The organism is Streptomyces sp. NPDC048481 (assembly GCF_043200075.1).
Classification (GTDB): Bacteria; Actinomycetota; Actinomycetes; order Streptomycetales; family Streptomycetaceae; genus Streptomyces.
Map to the genome: position 1 here is coordinate 1,195,119 of NZ_JBICXC010000001.1, position 19,065 is coordinate 1,214,183.

Here is a 19,065-nt window from a genome sequence, read left to right on the forward strand (position 1 = left end):
GTGGGCGGGTGGCGTACAGGCCCTCCGGCGGGCAGGGCGCGCGTCATGCCGTGCGCGCCGCCGCAGCGATCCTCGCACGCGGCGCCGACAACGATCCCGTGTGGTGCTGCTCACGTGCCCCGGAAGACTCCGCGAGCGGGCGAGCGGGCGGTGCCGGGCCGGGAAGACGGGGCCGGGGCGGGGAGGCACGGGGACCGGCGGACAAGCGGACGACGGCGGGACGGGGCGGGTCCGCGGCGGCCGGAGCCGAGTGTCAGTGCGGCGTGGCAGGATCGGGGGCGTGGCAGAGACAGCAGCGAAGACGACCGAGACCCCCACCGGCGCAAGCCGCCCGCGCCTGATGCTCATGGACGGGCACTCGCTGGCGTACCGCGCGTTCTTCGCGCTGCCCGCGGAGAACTTCACCACCGCGACGGGTCAGCCGACGAACGCGATCTACGGTTTCGCGTCGATGCTCGCCAACACGTTGCGTGACGAGGCGCCCACGCACTTCGCGGTCGCCTTCGACGTCTCCCGCAGGACCTGGCGCTCGGAGGAGTTCACCGAGTACAAAGCCAACCGGTCCAAGACGCCCGACGAGTTCAAGGGGCAGGTCGAGCTGATCGGCGAGCTCCTCGACGCGATGCACGTCTCCCGGTTCGCGGTGGACGGCTTCGAGGCCGACGACGTCATCGCCACGCTCGCCACCCAGGCCGAGGCCGCCGGCTTCGAGGTCCTGATCGTCACCGGCGACCGCGACTCCTTCCAGCTGGTGTCCGAGCACACCACCGTCCTGTACCCGACGAAGGGCGTCTCGGAGCTGACCCGGTTCACCCCGGAGAAGGTCTTCGAGAAGTACGCGTTGACGCCCGCCCAGTACCCCGACTTCGCGGCGCTGCGCGGCGACCCGTCCGACAACCTGCCCGGCATCCCCGGCGTCGGCGAGAAGACGGCCGCGAAGTGGATCAACCAGTTCGGCTCGTTCGCGCAGCTCGTCGAACGGGTCGAGGAGGTCAAGGGCAAGGCCGGGCAGAACCTGCGCGACCACCTGGAGGCCGTGAAGCTCAACCGCCGCCTCACCGAGATGGTCCGTGACGTCGAGCTGCCCAAGGCGGTCGCCGAGCTGGAGCGCGCCCCCTACGACCGCACGGCCGTCGCGATGATCCTGGACACCCTGGAGATCAGGAATCCGTCCCTGCGCGAGCGGCTGTTCGCCGTCGACCCCGGCGGCGTGGAGGCCGAGGCCACCCCGGTGATCACCGCCGGCGTGGAGCTGGAGGGCACGGTGCTGGCCACGGGCGAGCTGGCCGGCTGGCTCGCCGAGCACGGCACGCAGACGCTCGGCGTGGCCACCGTCGACACCTGGGCGCTGGGCGCGGGCTCGGTCGCCGAGGTGGCGCTCGCCGCGACCGGCGGAGCCGCCGCCTGGTTCGACCCGGCGGAACTGGACGAGACCGACGAGAACGCGTGGGCGGCCTGGCTCGCCGCCGGCGACCGCCCCAAGGTCCTGCACGACGCCAAGGGCGCCATGCGCGTGTTCGCCGAGCACGGCTGGTCCGTCGCCGGCGTCCTCATGGACACCGCCCTCGCCGCCTACCTGGTCAAGCCCGGCCGCCGCTCCTTCGACCTGGACGCGCTGTCCCTGGAGTACCTGGGCCGCGAACTCGCCCCGGCCGCGACGGCCGACGGCCAGCTCGCCTTCGGCGCGGACGACGGCGCCGAGGCCGAGGCCCTCATGGTGCAGGCCCGCACGATCGTCGACCTCGGGGAAGCGTTCCGCGGCCGTCTGGAGGAGGTCGGCGCCACCGACCTGCTGCGCGACATGGAACTGCCCACCTCCGCGCTCCTGGCCCGCATGGAACGCCACGGCATCGCGGCCGACCGCGCCCACCTGGAGGCCATGGAGCAGATGTTCGCCGGGGCCGTCCAGCAGGCCGTCAAGGAGGCCCACGCCGCCGCCGGACACGAGTTCAACCTCGGCTCGCCCAAGCAGCTCCAGGAAGTCCTCTTCGGCGAGCTGGGCCTGCCGAAGACGAAGAAGACCAAGACCGGCTACACCACCGACGCCGACGCCCTGGCCTGGCTGGCCGGCCAGACGGACAACGAGCTGCCGGTCGTCATGCTCCGCCACCGCGAGCAGGCCAAACTGCGCGTCACGGTCGAGGGCCTGATCAAGACGATCGCCTCCGACGGCCGCATCCACACCACCTTCAACCAGACCGTCGCCGCGACCGGCCGGCTGTCTTCCACCGACCCCAACCTGCAGAACATCCCCGTCCGCACCGACGAGGGGCGCGCCATCCGCCGCGGCTTCGTCGTCGGCGAGGGCTTCGAGTCGCTGATGACGGCCGACTACAGCCAGATCGAGCTGCGGGTGATGGCCCACCTCTCCGAGGACGCCGGCCTCATCGAGGCCTTCACCTCCGGCGAGGACCTCCACACCACGGCCGCCTCCCAGGTGTTCGGCGTCGAACGCGGCGCGGTGGACGCGGAGATGCGCCGCAAGATCAAGGCCATGTCCTACGGCCTGGCGTACGGACTGTCGGCGTTCGGCCTGTCCCAGCAGCTGAACATCGAGGCCGGCGAGGCCCGCGCCCTCATGGACGCGTACTTCGAGCGCTTCGGCGGCGTCCGCGACTACCTGCGCCGCGCCGTCGACGAGGCACGGGCGACCGGCTACACCGCCACCCTGTTCGGCCGCCGCCGCTACCTGCCCGACCTCAACAGCGACAACCGGCAGCGCCGTGAGGCAGCCGAGCGCATGGCCCTCAACGCCCCCATCCAGGGCACCGCCGCCGACATCGTCAAGATCGCCATGCTCAAGGTGGACGCCGCCCTGCGCGCCGCGAACCTCTCCTCACGCATGCTGCTCCAGGTCCACGACGAAATCGTCCTGGAGATCGCCCCCGGCGAGCGGGAAGCCGCGGAGGAACTCGTCCGCCGCGAGATGGCCGGCGCCGTCCACCTCCGGGCCCCGCTGGACGTGTCGGTGGGCGCCGGCCCGGACTGGGAGTCGGCCGCCCACTAGAACGGGCGCCGGCCGCGGAAGCCGGGAAGTCCGACAGAGAAGCAGGGAGGCAGGGAGGGGCCCGGTCCGCCGGACGGGCCCCTCCCTGCCTTTCCGCGCCTCTCCGGGCCTCTCGCGCCCGCACTCGAGCCGGCCGGCGCCCGCCCTCCGTCTCCGTTCCCCTCTGCCCGTGGCCTCCGTTTCCCCGCCCGCGTCGAGCCGCCGCCCCCTCGGTGTGCGTCGTCACCGCCGGTCATCCCCCGAAGGGCCCTCACCCGCGTGGCCGCCGAGAACAGGCCCCCGGCCGCCGCCGACCGCCAGGATGCGGCCATGGGTATACGCATGCTTCACCGCCGCAAGGCCCACGCACGCGTTCACGCCACGGCCGCCGCCGGCACCCGGGCCGAACCCGGCACGGCGCCCTGGAGACGTCCACGCCCCGCCCTCGCGCCCCGCGCCGCGACCCCCCGGATCCCGAGAACCCCCGCCACGGTGCTGCGCTCGGCCTTGCGGGCCCTGCGCGGGGCCGCCGGGCACCCGCGCCGTCCGGATCCGGCCCGCCTCGTGCCCGCACGGCTGGTCCCGCTCCTCCTGCGGGTGCTGCCGCGAGGCGGCGTCAGGCGTCCGTGGCGTGAGGCGGTGCGCGCCCTGCCGGCATTCGCTCTCGGCGTCCTCGAACGGCTCCTCGGCCTCCTCAGGCCGCTCAGGCCTCTCGGACCCCGCAGGAACCGCCCGATCGCCGTCTTCGTCGTGACCGCGCCGCCTGTCAGACGCCGCCCGGACCGACCCACCGCCCCCTGACCGCATTCCCCCCGGCTCCGGCCCCGGCGCCCGCTTCAGGGCCCGCGGTCCCCTTTGCGCCTGCACCTATGACCGCGCCGGCGCCCGTGCCCACGGCCGTGTCCTTGGTCGCGTCCGCGTCCGCGTCCGCGTCCGCGTCCGCGTCCGCGTCCGCTTCCGCGCCCGCCGTCCCGCCCCGCCGTGCGGCGCTCCCGTCCGCAACGGCCGGCCGTCGCCACAGCCGCACGCAGACGGCGTACAGCAGCACGCCCAGCGCCAGACCCGCGCCCGCACCGAAGCACAGGGTCGGCACCAGCTCCCACGGCCTGGCCTCGCGCGCGCCCCAGTACTGCCACCACCGTGTCGCCCTCCGCACCGCGGCGACCAGCGCGCACCCGGCGATCAGGGCGCCCGCCCACCAGCGGTCCCGCGCCGAGAGCAGCGCGACGCCCGCCGGTCGTGCCGCGCCGGGCGCCCGGCGCAACGCGCGCGTGACGAACCAGGCGATCACGACCGCGGCCACGGCCGACCCCCCGTACTGCAGGTACCAGTACAGCGGCGAACCGGCGATCTGCTCGCCGAGGACGGGAAACAGGCGCATGCCCCAGCGGTCGAGGTGCGTGAACGCGTCCCACACCACATGCGTCAGCGCACCCACAGCCGCGCTGACGTACCACCTGAGCAGGAGCGGGGGCCGCACCCGCGCGCGGGGCGAACCGCAGCGGGTCAGGGCCGCCACCCGGCCCTGCCGGCCGCGCGGCAGCAGCGCCACCAAGGGCTCGCGCACCAGCGACCAGACCCCCACCAGTGCCCAGGCGATCACCACGTCGACGGTGAACACTCCGGCGAAGGAGTGCGTGACGTCCCCGAACTCCATCGCTTCCGGCCGGACGCTCGCCGCGTAGTAGGTCATGTCCGGAGCGAACGACCCCGCCACCAGGACGGCCGGCGCCAGCCGCCCGCGGCCGGACCCGTCGGCGCGTACGGCGGGCAGCACGGCCGCGGCATGACTCAGCGTGAACGGCAACAGTGCTCCCCGAGGCGGACGTTGGCGGGCCCGAGCGGCCCGGACTTCGGACGACGTCCAGTATGCGGGGCACGGTTCGCGGGCCGACGGCACGTGAGCAGCCGGTGAAAACGGCGCTCGAACGGGTGCCGGTCCAAAAGAAGTTGTCGTAGGGTCGCCTGGGTCGCCGCGTCCCGAACGGGTCGGACAAGGAAACAAAATCAGGGCAAACCCCTTGCGGGTGCAACCCTCGTGGCGGGTGGACCGTCCCACCAGTGGCAACGGTGACCACCGGCACCACAGCACAACGACAGCACGAGCAGGACGAGAAGCAGGGCGAGGCAGCGGCCGGGCTCCGGGCGGACCGGGTGACCCGGCGCCGGCAACGGCACGGCAGTACAGGCGAAGACGGGCGTTCGACGTCCACGGGAGGGTTTCACTTCATGTCGGCGCATTTCGGCACGAGACTGCGCAAGGGAGCGGTCAACACGACCGTGGCCGCACTGGCCGTCGCGGCTCTGGCCGCGTCCCAGGCACCGGACGTCACGGCCGACGGCCAGGGCAGACAGACCGCCGCCGACACCCCCTCCGCCGACGCCGGCGCGGGCACGGGCACCGCCGACAGCGCCACCGGCAACTCGCCGTACTACACGGACCTGCCCCCGCTGAAGAGCCCCGCCCCCGCCCCGACCAGCGGCGCGAGCACCGCCCCGGTCGCCGCGGGCACCGCCGAGGCCGGCATTCCCGCGACCGTCCTGGACGCCTACAAGAAGGCGGAGGCGGCGCTCGCGCAGGCCAAGCCGGGCTGCAACATGCCCTGGCAACTCCTCGCCGCCATCGGCAAGGTCGAGTCGGGTCAGGCCGGAGGCGGCAACGTCACCGCCGACGGCACGACCGTCACCCCGATCCTCGGACCGGTCCTCAACGGCGTGGGCTTCGCCAACATCACGGACACCGACAACGGTTCCTACGACGGCGACCGCATCCACGACCGCGCCGTGGGCCCCATGCAGTTCATCCCCTCCACCTGGGCGTGGGCGGGCCGCGACGGCAACGGCGACGGCAAGAAGAACCCCAACAACGTCTACGACGCCGCCCTCGCCGCCGGCCACTACCTGTGCCGCTACAACTGGGACATGGCCACCACGGCCGGCATGCGCACCGCGATCCTCAGCTACAACAACTCGACGGACTACCTCAACACCGTCCTGTCGTGGCTGGAGTACTACCGCAAGGGCACGCACGAGATCCCCAACGGCACCGGCAGCGTGCCCGGCAACCGCAGCGACGACTACCCGAGCACGCCCACCCCGCCGTCCGCCCCGGCGACGCCCGCCACGCCGGGCGGCCCGACGACGCCGGGCAAGCCGACGACGCCCGGCAAGCCGGCGACCCCGCCCAAGCCGCCGACCCAGACGCCCGGCAAGCCCAAACCGCCGGCGCCCACGCCGACCGACACGGTGGACCACCTGGAGGACGCGGGCACGGCGACCCTCACCGCCATGGCGGGCCACGCCTACACCGAGCGGATCAGCGCGCGGGCGCAGACCGCGGCCGGCAAGGGCGTCGCCAAGGTCAGGGTCCGCTTCACCATCGTCGGCGACACCGACGCCGTCTTCGCGGGCGGCGAGAACGTCGCCGTGGTCGCCACCGACAACAAGGGCGTCGCCCTCGCGCCCGCGCTCACGGCGGGCGAGAAGACCGGCGCCTTCACCGTCCGCGCCACCCTCGCCGGGCGCACGCTCTCCGCGCTCGACTACCGGGCCACCGTCACCGCGCGCGCCGCCGACGCCCTCGCCCGCACCGGGACCACCGCGCTCACCTGCGTCGCCGGCGGCGAGTTCGCCGACCAGGTCGAGGTCAAGGCCACCTACAAGGGCGTCGTCGCGGACAAGGTCGCGGCCACGGCGACCCTGGTCAAGTCGGCCGACGACCCGAGCGCGAACGACAAGGGCCCCTACTTCAAGGACGCCGCCGGTGATCCCGTGCGCACCTGGCAGGTCACGACGGACGCGAAGGGCCTGCTGCACCTGCCCAAGCTGTACGCCGACGACAGCGCCGGAACGTACCTGCTGCGCATCACCACCGAGGGCGGCGCGACCCTCACCGTCGAACTGACCGTCACGGCCGCCGCGACCACGTCGCCGAGCCCCGACCCCGGCGAGTCGCCGTCCACGCCGACCGCGTCGCCGTCGACGCCCGCCGAGTCGTCCTCCACGGCCACCGGCTCGTAACGACGCGCACCCCGCCCGCACCCCGGCGACGGCGCCCCCGCGAAACGCGAGGGTGCCGTCGCCGCGTTCGGCAGGTCGTGTGCGACGTGTTCTCATCTCGCGCGCCCGTTGCTACGGTGCCGCATCTGACGACCTGTCAGGAATGTTGCCGGTGCCCCGGCCGGTTCCGGCAGCCGATCCCGTGCCCGCTGCGCAGGGAGGCCCGATGCGCGCCCTCATCGCCGCCGCGACCGGCCTCGCCGTCGCCCTCGCCCTCGTCCTCGCCCTCACCGCCCTGGGCACCCCCACCGGCACGACCTCCCCGAAACCCCTCCTGACGACGGTCCCCGCCCACCCCTGACCGCCCCTGACCGCCCCTGACCGCCCCCGCACGCAGCCCCCGCCCGCGAAGGAGGCCGAGATGCGCCGCACCGCCGCCCTGGTCCTGCTCGCCCTCGCCGTGTTCTTCGCGGCGCTCGCCCCGCTGCTGCGCTGGTACGCCTATCCGCGCCTGGCGAAGATCCCGGCCGACGAGTACCAGACGATGGTCCTGGAGGCGAAGAACGCCACCCTCCTCGACTACGGCACCATGACCGCCCGCACGGTCCCCAAGGTCACCATCGTGCAGACCCTCAAGGGCGACGTGCGGGCCTCCGAGAAGATCGAGAAGACCGCGGGCCGCGACGTCGTCGTCTGGGACGGCCTGTCCTACGTCCAGGGACCCGACGGCAAGATGGTCTCCAAGGTCCCCGAGCGCTACATCTTCGACGCCCACACACAGGAGCCCGTCCACGCCACCGGCGAGATGGTCGACGGCGCCCCCGTCCGCCGCACGGGCATCGAGTTCAAATGGCCCTTCCTCACCCAGAAGCGGGACTACCAGTACTTCGACGCCCAGACCCGCACCAGCGCCCCCATCCACTACCGGGGCACCCGCGACTTCCGCGGCCTGAAGGTCTACTACTTCGAGCAGACCGTCCCCTGGACCCAGGTCCCCATGCCCAGGACGATGCCCGTCCAGGGCATCACCCCCGAGACGATCGCCAGGACCGGCACCACCCGCTGGTACACCACAGTCCGCAGGTTCTGGGTCGAACCCGTCACCGGAGCGCCCGTCAACGGCGAGGAGATCCACCGGGAGGAACTGCGCGGCGGCACCCTCCTCGGTGGCCGCGCCAAGGTCACCGCGTTCGCCGGACACGTCAAGATGCGCGAGGACTACATCGCGCACACGGTGGCCCTGGTCGGCTCCAACCGCACCCTCGTCCTCCTCCTGACGTCCTACCTGCCCTGGGGCTTCCTGCTGCTCGGCGGCGCGCTGACGTCCCTCTCCCTCCTCCTGGAGGCCCGCTCCCGCCGTCCGCGCCGCCCGGCCCCCGCCGAACCTGCCGAACCCGCCGCGCCGCGGTCCGTCACCGCCTGAGCCGCGCGTTGGTGTGGCGCGTCGCCTGCGCGCCCACCGGATCCTCCGGCCACGGATGCTTCGGATAGCGGCCCCGCAGCTCCGCCCGCACCGCCCGGTAGCCGTCCCGCCAGAACGACGCGAGATCGGACGTGACGGCCGCGGGACGCCCCGCCGGGGACAGCAGATGCACCACCAGCGGCACCCCCGCCACCCGCGGCGACTCCTGCATCCCGAACATCTCCTGAAGCTTCACCGCCAGCACCGGCCGCTGCGGATCGGCATAGTCGACCCGGATCGCGGACCCACTCGGCACGGTGATCCGCTCCGGCGCCAGCTCGTCCAGCCGCCCCGCCTCGCCGGACGCCCACGGCAGCAGCCGTCCCAGCGCCTGCCCGGCGTCGATCCGCCCCAGATCGGCCCGCCGCCGGGCCCGGCCCAGCTCCGGCTCCAGCCATTCGTCCACGCGCGCGTGCAGCGACTCGTCGCTCACGTCCGGCCACGGGTCCCCCCTGTGCGCCCGCACGAACGCCAGCCGCCGCCGCAAGGCGTCCGCCTCCGGGGACCACCGCAGCAGCCGCAGACCCTCCTGCCGCAGCCCCTCCACCAGCGCACCGCGCACCAGCGACGCGTCGGCGTCCCGCAGCGCACGCACCCCCAGCTCCACCGCACCCAGCCGCTCGACCCGCCGCGCCACCACGTCGCCGTCCGCCCAGTGCACCTCGTCCCGCTCCCGCAGCAGCGCACCGGCCGCACGACGGGCCACCCCCTCGTCCACCGCCGCCGCGAGCCGCACCCGCGCGTGCGCCTGGCCGACGGGCCGGTCGGCGACCGCCACCGCCAGCCAGGACGCCCCCCGCAACCCCGTGCCCGGACCGGTCTCCGCGCGGGTCCCGGACACCATGAGGTACGAGCCGCCGTCCGCCCTGGCGAGCCGCTCCGGGAACGCGAGAGCGACCACGAGCCCCACAAGACCCTCCTCGCCCCCGTCGCCGGCCGCGCCGGGGGAGTGCGCCTCGGACGGCCGGGGGGTCTCCTGGCCGACGACGGCACGCAGCCGCCGCACCTCGGCTCGCCACCGCCCGCCATAGGCGTCGCCGCCACGCCGGGCGGCGCGCAGAGCGGCGGCCAGATCGTCCCCGTACTCCCGCGGAGCCTCCTCGCTCAACAACGCCACCACCTCGGCGGCCCGCTCCGCCCCCACCGACACCGCCCCGTCCAGCAGCGCCCGACCCAGCCGCGGATGCAGCCCCAGCCGCGCCAGCCGCACGCCCCGCTCCGTCGCCGCCCCCGCCGCGTCCACCGCACCGATCACCGTCAGCAGCTCCCCTGCCGCCGCCATCGCCCCCGCCGGCGGCCGGTCCAGCAACGCCAGCCCCGACGCCTGCGGATCGCCCCAGCACGCCGCCTGAAGGGCGAACGAGGCGAGATCGGCCACCTTGATCTCCGGCGCCGGGAACAACGGCAGCCGCGCGTCCTCCGCCTCCGCCCAGCACCGGTACACCACCCCCGGCCCCTCACGCCCGGCCCGCCCCGCCCGCTGCCGCCCCGCGGCCCGCGAGGCCCGCACCGTCGCCAGCGCGCTCAGCCCACGCGCGTGATCCACCCGCGGCTCCCGCGCCAGACCCGAGTCCACCACCACCCGCACCCCGGGCACCGTCAACGACGACTCCGCCACCGACGTCGCGAGCACCACCCGCCGGCGCACCCCCGGAGCCAGCACCGCGTCCTGCACCGCCGCCGGCGCCCGCCCGTGCACCTGCAGCACATCCACCCCGTCCAGTGCCCCGAGCAGCCCCGCCACGCGCGCGATCTCCCCGACACCCGGCAGGAAACACAGCACGTCCCCCGACCGCTCCGCCAGCGCCCGCCGCACCACCGACGCCACATGGGCCAGCAGTGCCGGATCCACCCGCATCCCGTGCGGCGGACGCACCGGACGCGCAGGCGGCGCCCACACCGCCTCGACGTCGAACACGGCGCCCCGCGCCTCCACCACCGGCGCCCCGCCCAGCAGCCGCGCCCACCCGGCGGTGTCCGTCGTCGCCGAGGCCGCCACCAAGCGCAGCTCCGGCCGCAGCGTCTCGCGCACGTCCCACAGGAACGCCGCCGACGTGTCCGCGTCCAGATGCCGCTCGTGGCACTCGTCCAGCACCACCACGTCCACGCCCGTCAGCTCCTGGTCACGCTGAAGACGCTGGAGCAGGACACCGGTCGTGACGACCTCCACGCGCGTGTGCCGCCCCACGACCCGCTCCCCGCGCACCGTGTACCCGACGGCCTGCCCGGTCCGCTCGCCCAGCAGCCACGCCATCCGCCGGGCCGCCGCCCGCGCCGCGATCCGCCGCGGCTCGGCCACCACCACCCGCCGGGCCGGCCCCCCGTCCAGCAGCCCCGCCAGGGCGAGCGGCACCAGCGTCGTCTTGCCCGTCCCGGGCGGGGCGGCCAGCACCGCCGCCCCGTGCCCGTCCAGCGCGTCGTTCAGGGCGGGCAGGGCCGCCCGCACGGGCAGCGCGTCCAGGGCGTCGTCACGGAGGATCACGCCCCCAGTGTCGTACGCGGCCGGACACGCCCCCCACGCGCGTGCGCCACCGCAGGCAGCCGCACCGCCCGCCCCACCGCTCCCGCCCGCTCCGCGCTCAGTCCCGCTCGCACACGAAGACGGCCGTCCCCGGAATCAGGTTGCCGCGCAACGGTGACCAGCCGCCCCACTCCGACGAATTCCACGACGGCCACTGCGGCTCCACCAGGTCCACCAGCCGGAACCCGCCCGCCACGACGTCGCGCACCCGGTCCCCGATCGTGCGGTGATGCTCCACGTACACCGCCCGGCCCTGCTCGTCCTGCTCCACGTACGGCGTGCGGTCGAAGTAGGACGACGACACCGTCAGCCCCTCCGGGCCCGGCTCGTCCGGGAACGCCCACCGGATCGGATGCGTCACCGAGAACACGAAGCGGCCGCCCGGCCGCAGCACCCGCCGCACCTCCTTCAGCACCAGCACCGGATCCGCGACGAAGGGCAGCGCCCCGTACGCCGAACACGCCAGGTCGAAGGAGCCGTCCGCGAACGGCAACGCGCCCGCGTCGGCGCACACCAGCCCGAACGCGCCGCCGATGCGCAACGCGTGCTGGAGCTGGCGGTGCGAGATGTCCAGGGCGACCGGCAGCGCGCCCTGCGCGGCGAGCCAGCGCGAGCACTGGGCCGCGCCGGCGCCGATCTCCAGCACCGCCCGCCCCTTCAGCTCCTCCGGCGGGCCGAGCAGCTCCGCCTCCACCTCGTCCAGGCCCTCCGGACCCCACACGAAGCGGTCGTCGCCCAGGAAAGTGCCGTGCTCGATCTGGTATTCGTCCGCGTTGCGGTCCCACCAGCCCCGGTTGGCCCGGGTGCTCTCGGTGACGTCGGCGTCACGTCGGGTGGCTTCCGGCTCGAAGGCCGTCTCGGACGATGCGGGCTCTTGGATGATCGGCTCCCTCGTCGTACTCTTCCGTGCAACCCGCCCGACGGCGGCACCAAGGTGTCACCGAAGGGGCTTCGCCCTTGCCTGCGTGGCCTCGGGAGAAAGGTTGTGTGCCGGGTATGCGGTGATCCGCCCCGGGTGTGCGCCTTCGCGCATTGACCCTGCCCGGCTGCCCCCGTATGCTACAAGTTGCGCTGCGGGCCTGCGCACCTCAGACGTAGCAGGCTGCGCTCGCATCTGTTGTAGTCCCCTCGGTTCTCGAGGCGTCGTCACCAGTTCTCTGGTGGGGCGCTTCCTTGGCTGTCCGGCTTCTTCAGAGCGATACGGGCTCCCGGCGTAGCAGTACCTACGACTTTCTGTCCGTAACCGGAGCCCTTTCCCACATGACGAGCAGCACCGAGACCACCGCCACCACCCCGCAGGTTGCGGTCAACGACATCGGTAACGAGGAAGCCTTCCTCGCCGCGATCGACGAAACGATCAAGTACTTCAACGACGGCGACATCGTCGACGGCGTCATCGTGAAGGTCGACCGGGACGAGGTCCTGCTCGACATCGGTTACAAGACCGAAGGCGTGATCCCGAGCCGCGAACTCTCCATCAAGCACGACGTCGACCCCAACGAGGTCGTCGCCGTCGGCGATGAGATCGAGGCCCTCGTCCTCCAGAAGGAGGACAAGGAAGGCCGCCTCATCCTGTCCAAGAAGCGCGCTCAGTACGAGCGTGCCTGGGGCACGATCGAGAAGATCAAGGAAGAAGACGGCATCGTCACCGGTACCGTCATCGAGGTCGTCAAGGGTGGTCTCATCCTCGACATCGGCCTCCGTGGCTTCCTTCCGGCCTCCCTCGTCGAGATGCGCCGCGTCCGCGACCTCCAGCCCTACGTGGGCAAGGAGCTCGAGGCGAAGATCATCGAGCTGGACAAGAACCGCAACAACGTGGTCCTGTCCCGCCGCGCCTGGCTGGAGCAGACCCAGTCCGAGGTCCGCCAGACCTTCCTCACGACCCTCCAGAAGGGTCAGGTCCGCTCCGGCGTGGTCTCCTCGATCGTCAACTTCGGTGCCTTCGTGGACCTGGGTGGCGTCGACGGTCTGGTCCACGTCTCCGAGCTGTCCTGGAAGCACATCGACCACCCCTCCGAGGTCGTCGAGGTCGGCCAGGAGGTCACGGTCGAGGTCCTCGACGTCGACATGGACCGCGAGCGCGTCTCCCTGTCGCTGAAGGCGACCCAGGAAGACCCGTGGCAGCAGTTCGCCCGCACGCACCAGATCGGCCAGGTCGTCCCCGGCAAGGTCACGAAGCTGGTTCCGTTCGGTGCGTTCGTCCGCGTCGACGAGGGCATCGAGGGCCTGGTCCACATCTCCGAGCTGGCCGAGCGCCACGTGGAGATCCCGGAGCAGGTCGTCCAGGTCAACGACGAGATCTTCGTCAAGGTCATCGACATCGACCTCGAGCGTCGCCGGATCTCGCTGTCCCTCAAGCAGGCCAACGAGTCCTTCGGCTCCGACCCGGCCTCGGTCGAGTTCGACCCGACGCTCTACGGCATGGCCGCGTCGTACGACGACCAGGGCAACTACATCTACCCCGAGGGCTTCGACCCCGAGACCAACGACTGGCTCGAGGGCTACGAGACCCAGCGCGAGGCGTGGGAGGGCCAGTACGCCGAGGCGCAGCAGCGCTTCGAGCAGCACCAGGCCCAGGTCATCAAGTCCCGCGAGGCCGACGAGGCCGCTGCCGCCGAGGGCGGCGAAGCCGCCGGTGCGGCTCCGGCCGCGAGCGGTGGCGGCTCCTACTCCTCCGAGGGCGCCGACACCTCCGGCGCGCTGGCCTCGGACGAGGCGCTCGCCGCGCTCCGCGAGAAGCTCGCCGGCGGCCAGAGCTGACCTCCCCCACCGGGAGAGTCGGCTGCTGAGCAGGCAAGCAGTAGCGCCAGCAACCAGCAGTAACCGGCGGTACCAGTAGTAACCGGCAGTACCCGAAGGCCCGCACCTCCCGAGGTGCGGGCCTTCGGCGTCCCCGTCCCGCCGACGACCTGGCGCCCGCCCGGTTGGGCCACCGCCCGCCGGGTACCGTCCCGATGTACGACTGACAGCCGGGCTGTGCGACCACCGCCCGGATCGTGCCACCAACGCCCGGCTCGTGCGACCACCGCCCGGATCGTGCGACCGACGGTCGACCCCACCCGTCACACAGCGCCCGGCCCCGGGCAGCGACGGCACAACGAGCAACCACCGCGGCCGAGCAGTCGCAGTGGCGGGGCCGCCGATCTTGATCGTCCGGCGGGAATGCCCACGCCGCCAAGCGCGTTGTCCTCTAAGAACACGAGGAGGAGCGGTCCAAGTGCTTGATCCGCAGGGTTTGTACGCATGGGAGCCGAAAGGCCTGGCAGTCGTCGACATGGCGTTGGCCCAGGAATCGGCCGGCCTTGTCATGCTCTACCACTTCGACGGATACATCGACGCGGGCGAGACCGGCGACCAGATCGTCGACCGGCTGCTCGACTCGCTGCCCCACCAACTCGTCGCCCGCTTCGACCACGACCGGCTCGTCGACTACCGCGCCCGCCGCCCGCTGCTCACCTTCAAGCGCGACCGGTGGACCGAGTACGAAGAGCCCGCCATCGAAGTGCGCCTCGTCCAGGACACCACCGGAGCACCCTTCCTGCTGCTCTCCGGCCCCGAACCGGACGTCGAATGGGAACGCTTCGCCGTCGCCGTGAAGCAGATCGTCGAACGGCTCGGCGTCCGCCTCTCCGTGAACTTCCACGGCATCCCCATGGGCGTCCCCCACACCCGCCCCGTGGGCATCACCCCACACGGCAACCGCACCGACCTCATGCCCGGCCACCGCAGCCCCTTCGACGAGGCCCAGGTCCCCGGCAGCGCCGAGGCCCTCATCGAATACCGCCTCATGGAAGCCGGCCACGACATCCTCGGAGTCGCCGCGCACGTCCCCCACTACATCGCCCGCTCCACCTACCCGGACGCGGCACTCACGGTCCTGGAAGCGATCACCGCGGCCACCGGCCTCGTCCTGCCCGGCGTCGCCCACTCGCTGCGCACCGACGCCCACCGCACGCAGACCGAGATCGACCGCCAGATCCAGGAAGGCGACGAGGAACTCACCAGCCTCGTCCAAGGACTGGAGCACCAGTACGACGCGGCGGCCGGCGCCGACAGCCGCGGCAACATGCTCGCCGAACCCGTCGACATCCCCTCCGCGGACGAGATCGGCCAGGAATTCGAACGATTCCTCGCCGAACGCGAGGGCGAAGCCTGAGCCGCTGCCGCCGCCCCCGCGGCGGCGATCCAGGGCCTGCCGGGCGCGATGTCACCGGCAGGCCCTAAGCTTCCCGTCATGCTGAAGGTGGGCCTGACCGGCGGAATCGGCGCCGGCAAGAGCGAAGTGTCCCGGCTGCTCGTCGAACACGGCGCCGTGCTGATCGACGCGGACCGCATCGCCCGCGACGTCGTCGCCCCCGGAACCGAGGGCCTCGCGGCCGTCGTCGACGCCTTCGGCAAAGACATCCTCACCGAGGACGGCAGCCTCGACCGCCCCCGCCTCGGCTCCATCGTCTTCGCCGACCCCGAGAAACTCGCCCTCCTCAACTCGATCGTCCACCCCCTCGTCGGCGCCCGCTCCCGCGAACTCGAGACGTCCGCCCCCGACGACGCCGTGGTCGTCCACGACGTCCCCCTCCTCACCGAGAACGGCCTCGCCCCCCTCTACGACCTCGTCATCGTCGTCGACACCCACCCCGACACCCAGCTCGACCGCCTCGTACGCCTGCGCGGCATGACCGAACAGGACGCCCGCGCCCGCATGGCCGCCCAGGCCACACGCGAACAACGCCGCGAGATCGCCGACATCGTGATCGACAACGACGTACCCCTCCCCGAACTCCACCGGCGCGTCACCGACGTCTGGAACGACCTTGTCCGCAGAGCCCGCGCCACCCACGGGACCACCCAGGAATAGGGCACACGGCTGCGCGCGTTGAACCCTTCCAGCAAGGGAAGGATTTTTCCGTGCCCGATACCGCAGGTTCGACCGGACGTACTCCGGAGACACACGTCATCGACTTCCGCGCCGCGGAGCAACTGCTCGCCGCACGGGACCCGCGGGGCGCGGTGAAACTGCTCGACCAGGTCATCGCCGCGCACCCCGAGAACACCGCCGCCCGCCTGCTGCGCGCACGCGCCTTCTTCGCCGCCGCGCAACTACGGCCCGCCGAACTCGAGTTCACCGTGGTGCTGGAACGCGAACCGGACAACGCCTTCGCCCACTTCGCCCTCGCCCGCACCTACGAACGCCAAGGCCGAGGCGACCAGGCCAAACGCCACTTCCGGCTGGCCGCGGCACTCGACCCCAACCCGCAATACCTGAAAGCAGCCCGCTTCGACACCTGACGACGTCTCGACGACACCCTGAGGACGAGGGACGTCCGGCCCACCGGCCCGCCCGCGCCCCGAGCCCGCCGCCGCCCCATCGGCAGACCCCACCGGCCGACCTCAGCGGCGCCGCTGCTCCGGCGGCAGATACGGCGGAATGTCCCGGCCCGGCTGATAGTGCGGGCCCTGCCGGATGTGCCGGATCACCATCGCCAGATCCACGGTGATCACCACCCACAGCGCCCCGCACACGGCAGCCCAGCCCGGACGCCCCACCAGAGCGAACGCGACCGTCCCGAAGAGCGTCCAGGCCACACCCCACAGGGCCAGCCCCAGACGCAGCCGCAGCGCACTGCGCGCGGTCACCGGCTCACTACCTGTACGCATCGTGAAAACACCGCTCCTTCCTGCAACGTACTCCTCGCTTCGGACGTTCTCCACAGAGACCCGACGCCCGAGGACCGCGCGACAGCGACGGGGCGACGGGACCGGGCACGGGCAGGGCAGGGGCAGGGAGGGCAGGGGCATGACAGGTGTGACGACCATGACGACCGCAACGAATGCTTCGGCCGCGACGACTGCCACGACAGCCGGGATGAGCGGACCATCGAGAGAAGGGCGACCATGCTGCCGGACACCGACGAGCTGGCGGAAGTACTCCTCGACCTCGCCGTCGCGCACCAGGACATCGAGGAAGCGGTCCGGCTGAGCCGACACGTCACGAACGACCGCGAGACCCTGCGCCGCCTGGAATCGGCCGTGACAGACCTCGTCCAGGACATGGGACGCATCCGGGGGGCGACCGACGCCGTTCCCACCCTCCCCGGCCCCTCCACCGCGGCCGCCCGCTTCTTCCCCCTGTACGTCTTCGTCGCCGCCCTGCCCCACATCCGGGCCCACCACCGCGAACGCGGCATCCCCGACGAGGTCAGCCGGCGCACGCTCGCCGACGTCGGCCGATGCGTCGCCTGGCACCGACGGTGGCACGGCACGGGCGGCCTGCTCAGCCCGGAATGGCTCACCCTGCACTTCCACGGCGAGCTGTACCAACTGGGACGACTGCAGTTCCAGCGCAGCCGCATCGGCAAGCGGACGGGCTCCTCCATCACGGCGGCGGGACTGCCCCACGGCCCCGGAGACCCGGGACTCGCCGTCCACATACCCGACTTCATGGGTCCTCTGACCCCACAGGCCGTCGAACGGTCCCTCGCCCTCGCCCGGACGTTCTTCGCCCGCCACTACCCCGACGAGACCTACTCCGTGGCCACCTGCGCATCCTGGCTACTGGATCCCCAGCTCAAGCGACACCTGCCGGCCGACTCCAACATCGTCCGCTTCCAGGAACGGTTCCACGCCAGTCGCCCGGCCCCCGGAACCTCTGGAGCCCCTGACGACATGGAAGCCGTCCGGTTCGTCTTCGGCACCACCGACATACCCCTGGACCGGCTGCCGCGCCGAACCGTCCTGGAACGAGCCGTCCTCGACCACCTCCAGGAGGGCGGCCACTGGTACGTCGGACGCGGCTGGCTCGAGTTGTGACCCGGAACTGCGATCCGCCCCGCCCTTGAACCGGCGTCGCCACTGCCGAGCAGCGGGCCCGGGGTCGAACGAACAACCGCTCCCTCGAACGAGTGAACCCCGCCCAACCCGGAACAGCCGCCCCCACCCCGTCCGTTCGCCATACATGACGCCACACATGCGAGACGGATACGAGGGAACCGGGCCCGGTGCGATCACCCCGGACGGCTGCGCGGTCGAGTTCTACTCCCGCCTGCCAGTGGGCGACGAGCCGGACATCATCTCCTCAGCAGTGCCCCCAGGCGCCCACATCCTCGAACTGGGCAGTGGCGTCGGGCGGGTGACGCATGCCCTGCTGCAACGCGGGTTCACCGTCACAGCGGTGGACGAGTCCGCCGACATGCTGGAACGAGTCCACGGGGCACACACGATATGCAGCCCGATCGAGGACCTCGACTTGGGCGAGACGTTCGACGTGGTGATGCTCGCGTCGTTCCTCGTGCACAACGGCGACATCGACACACGTCGAAGGATGCTCCGGGCCTGCACACGCCACCTCGCGGAAGGCGGCTGCGTGCTGATCCAACGTGAAGGCGAGAACTACCACTCCGACCTGCCCCGCGAACGCGTCGACCCCAGCGGCTTCACCGTGCGCATAACCTCGGCCGGACCCGCCGAAAGCGGCGTGCACACCGTCCGCGCGGAGTACGAATTCCCCGACGCCGTCTGGACCCAGACCTTCCGGACGCGGCCATTGACCAGGGACCAGTTCGAAGAAGCGCTCGCGGAAGCGGGCCTGCGCGTGGACCGGTACCTGACCCAGGACCGGATCTGGGTGCGGGCAGTGCGGCAATGAGGGCAGTGAGAGCGGCGAGGAGCGTGAGGACAGCGAAGGCGACGCGAGACGTGCGGGGCGTGCGGCGCGGGTCGAGAGTGACGGGCGTGCGGCGCGGGTCGGGGGCGACGGGCGTGGCCGGGCGCTGAGGCGTGCCAGCGGTGGTGGGCGTTCGGTGGTGGTAGGCGCACCAGCGGTGCTTGGGCGCATCGGTGGCGGTGGGCGTTCGGCGGTGGTGGGGGTGTCGCCGGCGGGGCCCTCGGTGGTGGGGGTGTCAGCGGCGGTCGGCGTCCGGCCGCAGTGGGCATGCCGGCAGTGGGCGTGCCCCGCGGTGAGGGTGCCGGGCGCGTCGAGGCGTCTAGTGGGGCCGCCGGGCCGCGCGAGCCGGGCTGGTCGGGCGGCTCGATGAGCCGGCCGGGGAGAGGTGGGAGGGCGGGGGTGGGGGAGGGGGAGGGGGCCCCTCCCTGGTCTGGGTT

The 19,065-nt window shown here is 72.6% G+C and carries 13 protein-coding genes and 1 pseudogene; 10 read left to right on the forward strand and 4 right to left on the reverse strand.

The genetic code is table 11. From position 1 onward, the window contains the following. Nucleotides 1-280 precede the first annotated feature (280 nt). Complete coding sequence (polA, locus tag ACGFSH_RS05105) at nucleotides 281-3,007, forward strand: DNA polymerase I (RefSeq protein ID WP_393345074.1); 2,727 nt, start codon at nucleotides 281-283, stop codon at nucleotides 3,005-3,007. A 937-nt stretch (nucleotides 3,008-3,944) separates the two neighbouring features. Here polA and ACGFSH_RS05110 read toward each other — a convergent pair. Continuing rightward, nucleotides 3,945-4,793 (reverse strand): annotated as a pseudogene (locus ACGFSH_RS05110) (DUF4184 family protein); the annotation flags it as partial. A 422-nt stretch (nucleotides 4,794-5,215) separates the two neighbouring features. On the opposite strand from ACGFSH_RS05110, the gene ACGFSH_RS05115 reads away from it, so the two are divergent. The 3 genes from ACGFSH_RS05115 (at nucleotide 5,216) to ACGFSH_RS05125 (ending at nucleotide 8,408) form a co-directional block, all read left to right on the forward strand. Beyond that, entirely contained in the window at nucleotides 5,216-7,006 is a 1,791-nt protein-coding gene (locus tag ACGFSH_RS05115; protein ID WP_393345076.1) for a lytic transglycosylase domain-containing protein, read from the forward strand. 205 nt (nucleotides 7,007-7,211) lie between these two features. Beyond that, nucleotides 7,212-7,346, forward strand: a complete 135-nt coding sequence (locus ACGFSH_RS05120) for an SPW_0924 family protein (RefSeq protein WP_393345078.1) — start codon at nucleotides 7,212-7,214, stop codon at nucleotides 7,344-7,346. A 60-nt stretch (nucleotides 7,347-7,406) separates the two neighbouring features. Then, nucleotides 7,407-8,408: a DUF3068 domain-containing protein gene (locus ACGFSH_RS05125; protein WP_393345080.1), complete on the forward strand. Its 1,002-nt coding sequence runs from the start codon at nucleotides 7,407-7,409 to the stop codon at nucleotides 8,406-8,408. On the opposite strand, the gene hrpB is transcribed toward ACGFSH_RS05125, so the two are convergent. Together hrpB and ACGFSH_RS05135 are read right to left on the reverse strand one after the other, a co-directional pair. After that, entirely contained in the window at nucleotides 8,398-10,926 is a 2,529-nt protein-coding gene (gene hrpB, locus ACGFSH_RS05130; RefSeq protein ID WP_393345490.1) for an ATP-dependent helicase HrpB, read from the reverse strand. The genes ACGFSH_RS05125 and hrpB overlap by 11 nt on opposite strands. Before the next feature lie 100 nt (nucleotides 10,927-11,026). Further along, nucleotides 11,027-11,851, reverse strand: coding sequence for a class I SAM-dependent methyltransferase (locus ACGFSH_RS05135; protein ID WP_393345492.1), 825 nt, complete (start codon nucleotides 11,849-11,851; stop codon nucleotides 11,027-11,029). A gap of 377 nt (nucleotides 11,852-12,228) precedes the next feature. Between ACGFSH_RS05135 and rpsA the strand changes: the two genes are divergently transcribed. From rpsA to ACGFSH_RS05155, 4 genes are all read left to right on the forward strand, one after another. Further along, nucleotides 12,229-13,728, forward strand: a complete 1,500-nt coding sequence (rpsA, locus tag ACGFSH_RS05140) for a 30S ribosomal protein S1 (RefSeq protein ID WP_256920750.1) — start codon at nucleotides 12,229-12,231, stop codon at nucleotides 13,726-13,728. Nucleotides 13,729-14,185: 457 nt separating this feature from the next. Beyond that, nucleotides 14,186-15,124: a PAC2 family protein gene (locus tag ACGFSH_RS05145; RefSeq protein ID WP_393345082.1), complete on the forward strand. Its 939-nt coding sequence runs from the start codon at nucleotides 14,186-14,188 to the stop codon at nucleotides 15,122-15,124. A gap of 78 nt (nucleotides 15,125-15,202) precedes the next feature. Next, the gene (coaE, locus tag ACGFSH_RS05150; RefSeq protein WP_393345084.1) at nucleotides 15,203-15,823 is read left to right on the forward strand and encodes a dephospho-CoA kinase; all 621 of its coding nucleotides are present in this window, start codon (nucleotides 15,203-15,205) and stop codon (nucleotides 15,821-15,823) included. A 50-nt stretch (nucleotides 15,824-15,873) separates the two neighbouring features. After that, nucleotides 15,874-16,254: a tetratricopeptide repeat protein gene (locus tag ACGFSH_RS05155; RefSeq protein WP_393345086.1), complete on the forward strand. Its 381-nt coding sequence runs from the start codon at nucleotides 15,874-15,876 to the stop codon at nucleotides 16,252-16,254. 102 nt (nucleotides 16,255-16,356) lie between these two features. Here ACGFSH_RS05155 and ACGFSH_RS05160 read toward each other — a convergent pair whose 3' ends face one another. After that, complete coding sequence (locus ACGFSH_RS05160) at nucleotides 16,357-16,623, reverse strand: DUF6343 family protein (RefSeq protein ID WP_393345088.1); 267 nt, start codon at nucleotides 16,621-16,623, stop codon at nucleotides 16,357-16,359. Between the two features lie 237 nt (nucleotides 16,624-16,860). Here ACGFSH_RS05160 and ACGFSH_RS05165 point away from each other — a divergent pair, with 237 nt between their 5' ends. Together ACGFSH_RS05165 and ACGFSH_RS05170 are read left to right on the forward strand one after the other, a co-directional pair. Then, nucleotides 16,861-17,775 (forward strand): acyltransferase domain-containing protein, encoded by a 915-nt coding sequence (locus ACGFSH_RS05165; protein ID WP_393345090.1) that lies wholly within the window; start codon nucleotides 16,861-16,863, stop codon nucleotides 17,773-17,775. A gap of 157 nt (nucleotides 17,776-17,932) precedes the next feature. Continuing rightward, entirely contained in the window at nucleotides 17,933-18,610 is a 678-nt protein-coding gene (locus tag ACGFSH_RS05170; protein WP_393345092.1) for a class I SAM-dependent methyltransferase, read from the forward strand. Nucleotides 18,611-19,065 lie beyond the last annotated feature (455 nt).